The 13,784-nt window shown below is 70.3% G+C and carries 10 protein-coding genes; 5 read left to right on the forward strand and 5 right to left on the reverse strand.

Going from position 1 to position 13,784, the window contains the following annotated elements; genetic code table 11:
* Positions 1-31: 31 nt before the first annotated feature.
* Genes carB through pyrR form a run of 5 tightly spaced genes read right to left on the reverse strand, consistent with a single transcriptional unit; the run spans position 32 to position 7,259 of the window.
* Positions 32-3,343 carry a carbamoyl-phosphate synthase large subunit gene (gene carB, locus BLQ73_RS10825; RefSeq protein WP_093170255.1) on the reverse strand — a complete coding sequence of 1,104 codons (3,312 nt, stop codon included), beginning with the start codon at positions 3,341-3,343 and terminating at the stop codon, positions 32-34.
* Positions 3,336-4,457 carry a glutamine-hydrolyzing carbamoyl-phosphate synthase small subunit gene (gene carA, locus BLQ73_RS10830; protein WP_093170256.1) on the reverse strand — a complete coding sequence of 374 codons (1,122 nt, stop codon included), beginning with the start codon at positions 4,455-4,457 and terminating at the stop codon, positions 3,336-3,338. Before carA ends, carB begins: the two co-directional genes overlap by 8 nt.
* Positions 4,454-5,758, reverse strand: coding sequence for a dihydroorotase (locus BLQ73_RS10835; RefSeq protein ID WP_093170257.1), 1,305 nt, complete (start codon positions 5,756-5,758; stop codon positions 4,454-4,456). Before BLQ73_RS10835 ends, carA begins: the two co-directional genes overlap by 4 nt.
* Positions 5,755-6,687: an aspartate carbamoyltransferase catalytic subunit gene (locus BLQ73_RS10840; RefSeq protein ID WP_093170258.1), complete on the reverse strand. Its 933-nt coding sequence runs from the start codon at positions 6,685-6,687 to the stop codon at positions 5,755-5,757. The genes BLQ73_RS10835 and BLQ73_RS10840 overlap by 4 nt, the downstream gene beginning before the upstream one ends.
* A complete protein-coding gene (pyrR, locus tag BLQ73_RS10845; protein WP_093170259.1) occupies positions 6,684-7,259 on the reverse strand; it encodes a bifunctional pyr operon transcriptional regulator/uracil phosphoribosyltransferase PyrR in 576 nt (191 codons plus the stop codon). Before pyrR ends, BLQ73_RS10840 begins: the two co-directional genes overlap by 4 nt.
* Before the next feature lie 205 nt (positions 7,260-7,464).
* On the opposite strand from pyrR, the gene BLQ73_RS10850 reads away from it, so the two are divergent.
* The 5 genes from BLQ73_RS10850 to BLQ73_RS10870 all read left to right on the forward strand — a co-directional run bounded on the left by BLQ73_RS10850 (position 7,465) and on the right by BLQ73_RS10870 (position 13,343).
* Positions 7,465-8,376: a F0F1 ATP synthase subunit gamma gene (locus BLQ73_RS10850; RefSeq protein ID WP_093170260.1), complete on the forward strand. Its 912-nt coding sequence runs from the start codon at positions 7,465-7,467 to the stop codon at positions 8,374-8,376.
* Positions 8,377-8,645: 269 nt separating this feature from the next.
* On the forward strand, positions 8,646-8,906 hold the full coding sequence (locus BLQ73_RS10855) for a DUF3040 domain-containing protein (protein ID WP_176955368.1): 261 nt from the start codon (positions 8,646-8,648) through the stop codon (positions 8,904-8,906).
* A gap of 232 nt (positions 8,907-9,138) precedes the next feature.
* Entirely contained in the window at positions 9,139-10,605 is a 1,467-nt protein-coding gene (locus BLQ73_RS10860; RefSeq protein ID WP_093170262.1) for an amino acid permease, read from the forward strand.
* 19 nt (positions 10,606-10,624) lie between these two features.
* On the forward strand, positions 10,625-11,869 hold the full coding sequence (locus tag BLQ73_RS10865; RefSeq protein ID WP_093170263.1) for an arginine deiminase: 1,245 nt from the start codon (positions 10,625-10,627) through the stop codon (positions 11,867-11,869).
* Between the two features lie 40 nt (positions 11,870-11,909).
* Complete coding sequence (locus BLQ73_RS10870) at positions 11,910-13,343, forward strand: amino acid permease (RefSeq protein WP_245690982.1); 1,434 nt, start codon at positions 11,910-11,912, stop codon at positions 13,341-13,343.
* The last annotated feature ends 441 nt before the right edge of the window (positions 13,344-13,784 follow it).

Here is a 13,784-nt window from a genome sequence, read left to right on the forward strand (position 1 = left end):
TCCGCACAGCGGTCGGCGGCCAGGCTGACGGCTATGCGCTGCCTTGTTCGCCGGTGCGGCCTCTGAGCCGCTCCGCGTGCTCTTGAAGGGACCGTACGCCCACTTCTCCTCGGACGATGGCCTGGATGCCCTGAACGGCCGCGGCGAGCCCTTGGACGGTGGTGATGCACGGGATCTCCCGCAGCACCGCCGCCGTGCGGATCTCGTAGCCGTCCAGGCGCGGCCCGGACTGGCCGGGGCTGCCGAACGGCGTGTTCACGATGAGGTCCACCTCACCGTCGAGAATGCGCTGCACGATCGTCGGCTCGCCGTCGCTTCCGGCCCCCTCACTGTGCTTGCGCACGATCTTGGCACGGACTCCGTTGCGGCGCAGCACCTCCGCCGTGCCCTCGGTGGCGAGGATCTCGAAGCCGAGGTCCGCCAGGGCCTTCACCGGGAACACCATGGCGCGCTTGTCGCGGTTGGCCACCGAGACGAACGCCCTGCCCTTGGTCGGGAGCTGCCCGTAGGCGGCGTCCTGCGACTTGGCGAAGGCGTGGCCGAACACCTCGTCGATGCCCATCACCTCGCCCGTGGAGCGCATCTCCGGCCCGAGCACGATGTCCACGCCCCGGAACCGGTTGAACGGCAGCACGGCCTCCTTCACCGCGACCGGCGCGTCCAGCGGCAGCGTGCCCCCGTCTCCGTCGGCGGGGAGCATGCCCTCGGCGCGGAGCTGCGCGACCGTGGCGCCCATCATCACGCGGGCCGCCGCCTTGGCCAGCGGCACCGCCGTGGCCTTGGACACGAAGGGCACCGTACGGCTGGCGCGCGGGTTGGCCTCAAGGACGTACAGCACGCCCGCCGACAGCGCGTATTGCACGTTGAGCAGTCCGCGGACCCCGACGCCGCGGGCAATGGCCTCGGTGGCGGCGCGGATGCGCTTGATGTCGGCGCCGCCGAGCGTGATCGGCGGCAGGGCGCACGCCGAGTCGCCCGAGTGGATGCCGGCCTCCTCGATGTGCTCCATGACGCCGCCGAGGTAGAGCTCCTCGCCGTCGTAGAGCGCGTCCACGTCAATCTCGACGGCCTCGTCGAGGAACCTGTCCACGAGCACGGGGTGCTCGGAGGAGGCCTGCTCCATGTAGCGGGCGAGGTTGTCGTCGTCGTAGACGATCGCCATACCGGCGCCGCCGAGCACGTAGGACGGGCGCACCAGCACCGGGTAGCCGATCTCCCCGGCGACCTCGATCGCCTCCTCGACGGTGAGAGCGGTGCCGTGCTTGGGCGCGGGGAGCCCCGCCTCGGCCAGCACCCGCCCGAACGCGCCGCGCTCCTCGGCCAGGTGGATCGACTCGGGCGAGGTGCCCACCACCGGCACGCCGGCGTCCTTGAGCGCCTGGGCCAGCCCGAGCGGCGTCTGCCCGCCGAGCTGCACGATCACGCCGACGACCGGGCCGGTGCGCTGCTCGGCGTGCACCACCTCCAGCACGTCCTCCAGGGTGAGCGGCTCGAAGTAGAGCCGGTCGGAGGTGTCGTAGTCGGTGGAGACGGTCTCGGGGTTGCAGTTGACCATGACGGTCTCGAAGCCCGCGGCCGACAGCTCGAACGAGGCGTGCACGCAGGCGTAGTCGAACTCGATGCCCTGCCCGATGCGGTTGGGGCCGCTGCCGAGGATGATGACCTTGGGCCGGTCGCCCGTCGGGACCTCGTCCTCCTCGTCGTAGGTGGAGTAGAGGTACGGCGTGGCCGCGGCGAACTCGGCGGCGCAGGTGTCCACCGTGTTGTAGACCGGCCGCACCCCGAGCTCGTGGCGCAGCGCCCGCACCTCGGCCTCGGCCAGGCCGCGCAGGCCGGCGATCTGGGCGTCGCTGAAGCCGTACCGCTTGGCCGCGGTGAGCTCGGCGGCCGACAGCCGCTCGGCGGAGGCGATCTCGCCGGCGGTCTCGTGCAGGGCGAAGAGCTGGTCGAGGAACCACGGGTCGATCGCGGTGGCCTCGTAGAGCTCGTCGGCGGTGGCCCCGGCCCGGATGGCGGCCATCACGGTGGCCAGGCGGCCGTCGTGCGGCGTGCGCACCCGCTCGACCAGGTCGCCGCGGTCTCCGGGGTCGCCCTCCCAGGTGAAGGAGGAGCCCTTGCGCTCCAGCGACCTCAGCGCCTTCTGCAGCGCCTCGGGGAACGAGCGGCCGATGGCCATGGCCTCGCCGACGGACTTCATGTGGGTGGTGAGCGTCTGGTCGGCCCCCGCGAACTTCTCGAAGGCGAACCTCGGCACCTTGACGACCACGTAGTCCAGCGAGGGTTCGAACGACGCCGGGGTCTCCCGCGTGATGTCGTTGGGGATCTCGTCCAGCGTGTAGCCGATGGCGAGCTTGGCCGCGATCTTGGCGATCGGGAAGCCGGTCGCCTTGGAGGCGAGGGCGCTGGAACGCGACACCCGGGGGTTCATCTCGATGACGATCATGCGGCCGGTGCGCGGGTCGACGGCGAACTGGATGTTGCAGCCGCCGGTGTCCACGCCGACCTCGCGGATGACCGCGATGGCCACGTCGCGCATGTTCTGGTATTCGCGGTCGGTCAGGGTCATCGCCGGGGCCACGGTGACGCTGTCGCCGGTGTGCACGCCCATTGGGTCGATGTTCTCGATGGAGCACACGATGACGACGTTGTCGGCCCGGTCGCGCATGACCTCCAGCTCGTATTCCTTCCAGCCGAGGATGGACTCCTCAAGGAGCACCTCGGAGGTCGGCGAGGCGTCCAGCCCGGCACCCGCGATGCGGCGCAGCGCCGCCTCGTCGTGGGCGAAGCCCGACCCGACGCCGCCCATGGTGAAGGAGGGCCGCACGACCACCGGGTAGCCGAGCTCCTCGGCGGCGGCGACGCACTGGTCGAGGGTGTGGCAGATCGCGCTGCGGGCCGACTCGGCGTTGAGGCCGTGGTCGCGGGCCACCTTGGCGACGATGCCCTTGAACCTCTCGCGGTTCTCGCCGGCCTGGATCGCGTCCACGTCCGCGCCGATCAGCTCGACGCCGTAGCGTTCGAGCACACCGGCCTCGTGCAGGGCGATCGCGGTGTTGAGCGCGGTCTGCCCGCCGAGCGTCGGCAGCAGCGCGTCGGGCCGCTCCCGCTCGATGATCTTCTCGACGATCTCGGGGGTGATCGGCTCGACGTAGGTCGCGTCGGCGAACTCCGGGTCGGTCATGATCGTGGCGGGGTTGCTGTTGACGAGCACGACGCGGAAACCCTCGGCCCGGAGCACCCGGCACGCCTGCGTGCCCGAGTAGTCGAACTCGCACGCCTGCCCGATCACGATCGGCCCCGACCCGATCACCATGACCGAGGAGATATCGGTGCGCTTAGGCACGCTGGTGTCCTTCCATCAAGCCGTTGAACTCGTCGAACAGGTAGGCCGCGTCGTGCGGACCCGCCGCCGCCTCCGGGTGGTACTGGACGCTGAACCCGGGCCGGTCGAGCAGCCGCAGCCCCTCCACGCAGCCGTCGTTGAGGTTGACGTGGCTGACCTCGGCTCTGCCGTACGGCGTGTCGAACGGCCCGTCGAGCGGGGCCTGTACGGCGAAGCCGTGGTTGTGGCTGGTGATCTCGACCTTGCCGGTGCGGCGGTCCTGCACCGGCTGGTTGACGCCGCGGTGGCCGTAGCGCAGCTTGTAGGTCGCAAGGCCGAGCGCGCGGCCGAGGATCTGGTTGCCGAAGCAGATGCCGAAGAACGGCGTGCCGGAGTCGAGCACCCCGCGCAGCGCCTCCACCGCGAAGTCGGCGGTCTGCGGGTCGCCGGGCCCGTTGGAGAAGAAGACGCCGTCGGGGCGCAGGGCCAGGATGTCGGCGGTGGTGGCGGAGGCGGGCAGCACGTGCACGCGGCAGCCGCGCTCGGCCATGCGCTGCGGCGTCATCGCCTTGATGCCGAGGTCGACGGCGGCGACGGTGAAGCGGTGCCCGCCGACCGGCTCGACCACGTAGGGCTCGGTGGTGGACACCTCGCGGGCGAGGTCGGCGCCGAGCATGGCGGGGCTTCGCCGTACGCGCTCGACGAGCTCCTCGACGGGGGCGAGGGCGGCGCCGGAGAAGACGCCGGCGCGCATGGCGCCCCGCTCGCGCAGGTGGCGGGTGAGGGCGCGGGTGCCGGGTACGGCGATGCCCACGACGCCCTGGGCTCGGAGCTCGTCGTCGAGGGACCGCTTGGCCCTCCAGTTGGAGGAGACGCGGGACGGCTCCCGCACGACGTAGCCGGCGACCCAGATGCGCGAGGACTCGGGGTCCTCGTCGTTGACGCCGGTGTTGCCGATGTGCGGCGCGGTCATCGCGACGATCTGGCGGTGGTAGGACGGGTCGGTGAGGGTCTCCTGGTAGCCGGTCATGCCGGTGTTGAAGACCATCTCGCCGAAGGTCTCGCCGACGGCGCCATAGGGACGGCCGTTGAAGACTCGGCCGTCTTCCAGGACGAGAATGGCGGTCTCCGTCACGCGAGCTTCCCTTCGAGAACGGTGGGCCGGCCCCGCAGGAAGGTCGCGACGACCTTGCCGGGGAGGGTGAGGCCCGTATATGGCGTGTTGCGGCTCTTGGAGGCGAAGGCGCCGGGGTCGACGCCGGTCCGCGCGGACGGGTCGAGGAGGGTGAGGTTGGCGGTGGCGCCGACCTCGATCGGCATGCCGTGCCCGGCGACCCTGCCGATGTGCGCCGGGGCGATGGACATGCGCTGGGCGACCCCGGCCCAGTCGAGCAGGCCGGTCTCGACCATGGCGAGCTGCACGACCGGCAGCGCGGTCTCCAGCCCGATCATGCCCATGGCCGCCGCGCCCCACTCGGCCTCCTTGTCCTCCACGGGGTGGGGGGCGTGGTCGGTGGCGACGCAGTCGATGGTGCCGTCGGCGAGCGCGGCGCGCAGCGCCTCCACGTCTTCGCGGGTGCGCAGCGGCGGGTTGACCTTGTAGATCGGGTTGTAGGCCCCGGCGGGGGACGCCTCGACGAGGTCGTCGGTGAGCAGCAGGTGGTGCGGGGTCACCTCGGCCGTGACGTCCCACCCCTTGCTCTTGGCCCAGCGGATGATCTCGACGGAGCCGGCGGTGGAGACGTGGCAGACGTGCAGGCGGGAGCCGACGTGGGCGGCGAGCAGGCAGTCGCGGGCGATGATCGCCTCCTCGGCGACCGCGGGCCAGCCGGTCAGGCCGAGCCTGCCGGAGACGGCCCCCTCGTTCATCTGGGCGTCCTCGGTGAGGCGCGGCTCCTGCGCGTGCTGGGCGATGACGCCGTCGAACGCCTTCACGTATTCCAGGGCGCGGCGCATCAGCACCGCGTCGGACACGCATTTGCCGTCGTCGGAGAAGACGCGGACGCGGGCCGCGGAGTCGGCCATGGCGCCGAGTTCGGCGAGGCGCTCGCCCGCGAGGCCCACGGTGACGGCGCCGACCGGGCGCACGTCGCAGTGGCCGGCCTCCTGGCCGAGCCGCCACACCTGCTCGACCACGCCGGCGGTGTCGGCGACGGGCGAGGTGTTGGCCATGGCGTGCACGGCGGTGAACCCGCCGAGGGCTGCGGCGCGGGTGCCGGTCTCGACCGTCTCGGCGTCCTCGCGGCCCGGCTCGCGCAGGTGGGTGTGGAGGTCGACGAGGCCGGGCAGGGCCACGAGCCCTTCGGCGTCGAGGGTCTCGGCGCCCGCCGGGGCGGTGAGGCCGGCACCCGTCTCGACGATCAGCCCGTCGCGGATCAGCAGGTCGGCGGGCTCTCCCCCGACAATGCTCGCGCCTTTGACGAGATAGGCGGTCACTGAGCTCCCCCTTCGAGTTCGGCGCCACCCAGCAGCAGGTAGAGCACAGCCATGCGGATCGTCACGCCGTTGGTGACCTGTTCGACGATGGTGGAGCGCGGCGAGTCGGCGACCTCGGCCGCGATCTCCATGCCGCGGTTCATCGGCCCGGGGTGCATCACGACCGCGTGGTCGGGCATCCGGCCGAGCCGGTCGCGGTCGAGCCCGTAGCGCCTGCTGTATTCGCGGGCGCTGGGGAAGAACGCGGCGTTCATGCGCTCGCGCTGCACGCGGAGCATCATCACGACGTCGGACTTGGGCAGCACCCCGTCGAGGTCGTAGGAGATCTCGCACGGCCACGACCCGACGGAGACGGGCAGCAGCGTCGGCGGGGCGACCAGCGTCACCTGCGCGCCGAGGGTGGCCAGCAGCAGCACGTTGGAGCGGGCGACGCGGCTGTGCAGGACGTCGCCGACGATGGTGACGCGGCGGCCGTCGAGCGGGCCGAGCCTGCGCCGCATGGAGAAGGCGTCGAGGAGGGCCTGCGTCGGGTGCTCGTGGGTGCCGTCGCCGGCGTTGACGATGCTGCCGTCGACCCACTCGGCCAGCCGGTGGGGCGCGCCGGAGGCGCTGTGCCGGATGACGACGGCGTCGGCGCCCATCGCCTGCAGCGTGAGCGCGGTGTCCTTCAGGCTCTCGCCCTTGGAGACGCTGGAGCCTTTGGCGGAGAAGTTGATGACGTCGGCCGACAGGCGCTTGGCGGCGGCCTCGAAGGAGATGCGGGTGCGGGTGGAGTCCTCGAAGAAGAGGTTGACGACGGTGCGTCCGCGCAGGGTCGGCAGCTTCTTGATGGAGCGCTGCGACACCTGGGCCAGCTCCTCGGCGGTGTCGAGGATGAGGAGGGCGTCGTCGCGGCTCAGGTCTCCGGCCGAGATGAGGTGGCGCTTCACCTGTCCTCCTCCTTGATCAGCACGACCGCGTCGCGGCCGTCGGTCTCCGAGAGATAGACCTTGACCTTCTCGCTCATCGCGGTGGGGAGGTTCTTGCCGACGTAGTCGGCGCGGATGGGCAGCTCGCGGTGCCCTCTGTCGACCAGGGTGGCGAGCTGTACGGCTCGCGGCCTGCCGATGTCGCCGAGCGCGTCGAGGGCGGCGCGGACGGTGCGCCCGGAGAACAGCACGTCGTCGACCAGGACGACGATCTTGCCGTCGATGCCGTCGGCGGGGAGCTCGGTGCGGCCGAGGGGGCGGGCGGGGCGCAGGCGCAGATCGTCGCGGTACATCGTGATGTCGATGGAGCCCGAGGGGACCGTCACGCCCTCGAAGCGGGCGACGCGCTCGCCGATGCGCCGGGCCAAGGTGACGCCCCGGGTGGGGATGCCGAGAAGGACGACATCCTGCGCGCCTTTGGTGCGCTCCAAGATCTCGTGGGCGATCCTGGTGAGGGCCCGCTGGATATCGGGGCCTTCGAGGACGGCCCGAGAGACGTTCGCCGTGGTTGGGCGCGTTCGGGCATCAGACATGACAAAATCACCGCCTTTTCCGCCTCACAGGACGGGTCTTTAAAGGAATTCGGTCTCCGTCACACTATCAGCCGGCTTCTGGGAGGCCTTGACGAGCTGCCCTGACGGGCACAGGGCGACACGTTGACTACACTCCGCTACCGGGGTTTCGGAAGTGGCACGCGGGGGCGGCACGGGCTCAGGATGGGGGAAGGGGGCAGGCGCGATGGGAGCTCGGCTACGGGTCATCCGCGGTCGGATCAGGTCGATCAGATCCACCGCCAAGATCACACGCGCGCAGCAGCTCATCGCCACCTCCCGCGTCAGCAAGGCCAGGGAGCGGGCCGCGGCGGCGGAGCCGTACGCCAGGGAGATCACGCGTGCCGTCTCCACGCTCGTGACGCACCACACCGCGCTCGACCACCCGATCCTCGACATGCGGCCTGACACCTCGCGCGTGGCGGTGCTGGCACTGACCAGCGACCGCGGGTTCTGCGGGGCCTTCAACCACGATGTGATCCGGCAGACCGAGGCCGTGGGCGGGCTGCTGCGCGACCAGGGCAAGGAGCCGGTCTTCTACGTGACAGGGCGCAGGGGGGCCGAATGGTTCCGCTTCCGGGGGCGGGAGACCGTGCGGGAATGGTCGGGTTTCTCCGGTGAGCCGCACTACCCGGTGGCGTCGGAGGTCGGCCAGACCCTTCTCGACGCCTTCGCCACGCCGACCCGCGAGGGCGGGGTCGGCGAGGTGCACATCATCTACAACCAGTTCATCTCCATGCTGACGCAGAAGGTGACCGCGCACCGGATCCTGCCCATCGAGATCGAGGAGCGGGTGCGTCCGGTGGCCGAGGGCGCGCTGCCGGAGGCGCCCTTCGACTTCGAGCCCTCGGCGGACGCGGTGCTCGACGCGCTGCTGCGGACCTACGTCCGCTCCCGGGTGTGGTTCATGATGCTCAGCTCCGCCGCGGCCGAGCACGCGGCGCGGCGCACGGCGATGACGGCCGCCACCGAGAACGCGCTGGAGCTCATCGAGCAGCTCACCCGGCAGGCCAACGAGGCGCGCCAGGAGGAGATCACCACGGAGATCAGCGAGATCGTCGGCGGGGCGGCGGGGCTCCACGACCTCTCCACGACCTGACCGCACGCCCGCGCTTCATCCATGGCCGATCCGGGGGATCCTCGGCTCCCGAGGGAGTGTCCGCCAAGGGAAGAGTTCCGTGAAGGACGGAAAAATCTACCTCAATAGCTTGGCAAAACAATATTTAGGACTATAAAAACCCAGATAGCACACCCCCATCGCGCCCAGACGATCGGCCGGACGCGCCGCCCCCGCGGACCGGCCCGGCCACGCGGGCCGGGAACCGCGCCGGGAACGGCGCCGAGCCGATGCCCCCAGGAGGAGTCCACGTGGCACTGTCCCCGCACGACCAGCGTGCCCTCGGCGACATCGGCGCCCGCCTCGCGGCGGAGGACCCGCACCTCGCGGCGCGCCTACGTGCCTTCACCACCTCCACCACGGCGTCGCCCCCGTCGCGCCTGCGCATGGTGCCCGTGGCGATAGCGGCGCTGCTGATGGCCGCCGCCGCCCTGGTGCTCCCCCACCTCGCCGACTCCGGCGGCGCGGCGACCGCACCCCCGGCCTCGCAGTCCGGCGCGGCGACGCCCTGACCGTGCGTGACCGTGCGTGACCATGCGTAACCGCGCCTCGGCGCGGACGCCGTACGCGCCGGGGCGACCGGGCCGAACGCCGCGAGGACCGCGGCGGAACGCCATGGAACCCACCTTCTACATCCACCTATAAGGCCGAAGAACGGCCCACGGGCCGCGGGTTTCGGTCGCTTTAGCCTGGGGGACGTCCCCCTTGTCGCTTATGGGGTGGAAGCGGCGCCGGGGGGCACTCATGGGGGAATCTGCTGGCGATCGTCCGCCGCGCCCGCTCGCCGCCTGCAGCCACGGCGACCACGGCGGGCACAGCGGCCACGGTGACTACGAAGGCCACGGCGACCACGGCGACCACGGCGGACCGCCACCGCCCGGTCCCCGCGCCGCACACGCCTCCGAGCCCGACGGCGAACTCGGGCTCGCGCGGGCGACCGCGCTCGTGGCCGGCAACATCGTCGGCACGGGCATCTTCCTGCTCCCCGCCGCGCTCGCCGTGTTCGGCACGGTCGGCATCGCGGCGTTCGGCATCGTCACGGTGGGGGCGATCGCCCTGGCCGTGGTCTTCGGCCGACTCGGAGCACGCCTGCCCTCGGCGGGCGGGCCGTACGTCTACGCGAGGGACGCCTTCGGCGAGTTCCCCGGTTTCCTGAACGCGTGGTCGTTCTGGATCACGGCCTGGGCCGGCAACGCGGGCATCGCCTTCGCCTGGGTGGGATACGTCAACTACTTCCTGCACTGGGACAGCACCGCCGGGAAGATCGCCATCGGGCTGGCGGGGCTCTGCATCCCGGCGCTGATCAACCTCAGCGGCGTCCGGACCATGGGCACGTTCCAACTCGTCACGGCGGCGCTGAAGTTCGCCCCCTTGATCTTCATCTCGGTCGTGGGACTGGCGTTCGTGCGGGCGGACAACTTCGGCCCGTTCAACGCGACCGCCGGCACCTGGGCCGCGGCGCTGTCGGGAGCGGCGGCCCTGGTGCTGTTCGCCTATTCCGGCGTCGAGAGCGCGGCGGTCGCCGCCGAGAAGGTCAAGGACCCGATCCGCAACATCGGCAGAGCGAGCGTGTACGGCTGCCTCGCCTGCGCCGCGCTCTACATGCTCTCCACCGTCGCCATCTTCGGAACGGTCCCGCAGCACCGACTCGTCCACTCCGAGGCGCCCTTCGCCGATGCCGTCAACGGCATGTTCGGCGGCGGTTTCTGGGGCGGAGTGGTGGCCGCGTGCGCCATCGTCTCGGGTCTCGGCGCGTTGAACGGCTGGACGATGCTGGTGGCGGAGATGCCGCTGGCGTCGGCCCGCGACGGCCTGTTCCCGTCCTTCTTCACCCGGGTCAACGCGCGCGATGTGCCCTACGTCGGGGTGATCGCCGGTGCCGTGCTGGCGTCCGCCACGTTCGTCACGGCCTTCGCGGCGGAGAACGCGTTCAGCACGATCCTGCTGCTCGCGACGTTCACCACGGTCATTCCGTACATGTTCTCGGCCGCGGCCCAGATGTTCTGGCTGGTGACCGGTGGACGCCGGGTCGAGGGCCGGCACCTGGCCAGGGATGTCGCGGTCGCCGCGGTCGCGCTGCTGTTCACGTTCTGGATGGTGGTCGGCGCGGGGAGCGCGGCGGTCTTTCAGGGGACATTAATGCTGTTGATGGGCATTCCCATCTATATCTGGATCAAGGCCTCGCGCGGGGAATACGGGGTCGCGAGATGAACGAGATGAAAGGGATGCGTTGAGCTTTCACGTCGACTCCGAGGTGGGCCCGCTCCGGCAGGTGCTGGTACACAAGCCAGAACTCTCGCTCAAGCGCCTCACCCCCTCGAACAAGGACGACCTCCTCTTCGACGACGTGCTGTGGGTGCAGCGCGCCGTGGAGGAGCACGAGGAGTGGCAGCGCACGCTGCGGGCCAGGGGCATCGTCGTGCATCTGCTGATCGACCTGCTGCGCGAGACGATCGACATCCCCGATGCGCGCAAGCACATCCTCGACGGCATCATCGACGAACGCTGGTTCGGCCCCCTGGCCACCGACTCCATCCGCAACACCCTCGACGCGATGCCGTCGGCGGTGCTCGCCCGCTTCCTCACCGGCGGCATCACCAAGCGCGAGATCATGGAGTACGGCACCGACCCCAAAAGCCTCGCCTTCCACTCCCTCGGCCTGGACGACTTCGTCCTGCCGCCGCTGCCCAACCACCTCTTCACCCGCGACACCTCGTGCTGGATCTACGACGGCGTCTCCATCAACGCCATGAAGAAGAAGGCGCGGATGCGGGAGACCGTCAACATGGAGGCGGTCTACCGGTGGCACCCGCTCTTCGCCCCCGGATACGACCGGCCGAAGGAGGGCGGCTACCACGTGTGGCTGCCGGGGACGCCCGTGGCGCCGGCCACCATCGAGGGCGGGGACGTGCTGGTCATCGGGCGTGGCGCCGTACTCATCGGGATGAGCGAGCGCACGCAGCCGCAGGCGGTCGAGATGCTGGCGCGCAATCTGTTCAAGGCCGGGTCGGCGAGGGTGATCGTGACCCTCAACGTGCCGAAGGCCCGCGCGTTCATGCACCTGGACACCGTGATGACCATGGTGGACGTGGGGGTTTTCACGAAGTACGCCGGGCTCGGGATGCTGCCGTCGTACACCATCGAGCCGGGCGACAACGAAAAGGAGCTGAAGGTCACCGACCACCCGCCCGAGGACATGCACAAGGCCATCGCCGAGGCGCTCGGGCTGCCCGAGATCACCGTGCTCACCGCCCAGCAGGACGTGCACGCAGCCGCGCGGGAGCAGTGGGACGACGGGTGCAACGTGCTGGCCGTCGAGCCGGGCGTGGTCATCGCCTACGAGCGCAACACGACGACCAACAACTTCCTCAGCTCGCGGGGCATCGAGGTCATCACGATCAGGGGCAGCGAGCTCGGCCGGGGCCGGGGCGGCCCGAGGTGTATGAGCTGCCCGTTGGAAAGAGATGCCATCTGACACCGCCCACCCGGACCGTTCCCGGCAGAAGGGAGATCCTGTGCGTTCAATCTGGCGCAGGATCTTCCGTACAAAGCCCGTCGGGGAGATCATCGCGGAGGGGGGACACGGGGAGGGCGGGGAGCTCAAACGCTCCATGTCGCTGACGCAGCTCACGATGTTCAGCGTCGGCGCGACGCTCGGGACCGGGATCTTCGTCATCCTGGGCGAGGCCGCCCCGCTCGCCGGGCCGGCCGTGGTCGTCTCGTTCCTCCTCGCCGCGGTCACCGCCCTGTTCTCGGCCCTGTCCTACGCGGAACTGGCGGGGACCATCCCGGTCTCCGGCTCCTCCTATTCCTATGCCTACGCCACCCTCGGCGAGGTGGTGGCCTGGGTGTGCGGGTGGTGCCTGCTGCTGGAGTACGCGGTGTCGGTGTCGGCGGTCGCGGTCGGATGGGGCCAATACCTCAACGAGTTCTTCGGCCAGTCGACCGGATGGCGCATACCCGCCGCCCTGTCCGGCCCGCCCGGCATCGACGGGGGCGTGGTCAACCTTCCCGCTATCGCCGTGGTGCTCCTCGCCACCGTGCTCCTGCTGCGGGGCGCCTCCGAGAGCGCGACGGCGAACGCGGTCATGGTGGTCGTCAAAATCGGTGTGCTGCTGTTCTTCTGCGTCATCGCCTTCACCGCCTTCGACAGCGATAACCTCACGCCCTTCGCGCCGCTCGGCATGGCCGGCCTCAGCGCCGCCGGAGCCAAGGTCTTCTTCTCCTACATCGGCTTCGACGCCGCCTCCACCGCCGGGGAGGAGGCCAAGAACCCCCGCCGTGATCTGCCGCTCGCCATCCTGCTGTCGCTCGGCATCGTCACCCTCGTCTATGTCCTGGTGGCGCTGGCCTCGGTGGGCGTGCTGCCCTGGCAGCGGCTCAGCGGCTCGGAGGCGTCGCTGGCCAAGGTGCTGGAGGACGCGACCGGCTCGGCGTGGCCCTCGGTCGTGCTGTCGCTCGGCGCGGTGGTCGCCATCGCCAGCGTGGTGCTGACCGTGCTGTACGGCCAGACCCGCATCCTGTTCGCCATGTCGCGGGACGGGCTCATCCCGAAGGTCTTCCAGAGGGTCAGCCCCCGCCGCCGCGTCCCCGCGGCGAACACGATCATCGTGTCGGCGTTCGTCGCGATCCTCGCGGGACTCGTACCGCTCGGGCGGCTCGCCGACGCCACGAGCATCGGCACGCTCTTCGCCTTCGCCGTCGTCAACGTCGGCGTCATCGTCCTGCGGTCCACCAGACCCGACCTTCCCCGCAACTTCCGCACCCCGCTGTTCCCGCTCACCCCGATCCTGGGCGTGTTGTTCTGCCTCTACCTCATGGTCAACCTGGACCGGCAGACGTGGGCGGTGTTCGCCGTCTGGACGCTGGTCGGGCTCGCCGCCTACTTCGCGTACGGCTTCCGCCGTTCACGCCTGGCCCAGGCGGCAGGGGCGTGTCGGCCGCACTGAACTCCACCTCGTGACTCCCCCGCGAGATCCTGATGCGCGCCTCCAACGAGTCGTGGTCCGCTTCGCCGCGCCGTCCTCGGAGACACCTCGTTGAAGATCATACTCGCGGTGCCGTGCCCCGTGATCATCGTCCCCGGGGTTCCGGCCCCCCGTGGAACCCGTAGAACCCGTGACACGCATCGGAAACCCTGAAATTCCTACGTTTCGGACAGGACAACCCAGACGATCGTGTCGGACCACACCGGATCGGATTCGGCATCTTTTTTCCAATCAGCTTGACCTTGAGCGCCCACAGCTTTACCGTCACTGTCCGTAACCACACCTCGCGGCGTTGTCGGGAAAAACCCGGCAGTCCTGTCACCGATGGTGCCTACCCCGGGCACGGACCCCGGTGGTCAGGGCATATGCCGCGAGGGAGCACAATTTGGTGAGAAGCACGAC

It is taken from the genome of Sinosporangium album, from assembly GCF_900100605.1.
Lineage (GTDB): Bacteria > Actinomycetota > Actinomycetes > Streptosporangiales > Streptosporangiaceae > Sinosporangium > Sinosporangium album.

What these genes read in the sequence shown, in the direction of transcription:
- pyrR (WP_093170259.1), bottom strand. Translation starts at nt 7,259, where the DNA reads ATGTCTGATGCCCGAACGCGCCCAACCACGGCGAACGTCTCTCGGGCC.
- BLQ73_RS10850 (WP_093170260.1), top strand. Translation starts at nt 7,465, where the DNA reads ATGGGAGCTCGGCTACGGGTCATCCGCGGTCGGATCAGGTCGATCAGA.
- BLQ73_RS10860 (WP_093170262.1), top strand. Translation starts at nt 9,139, where the DNA reads ATGGGGGAATCTGCTGGCGATCGTCCGCCGCGCCCGCTCGCCGCCTGC.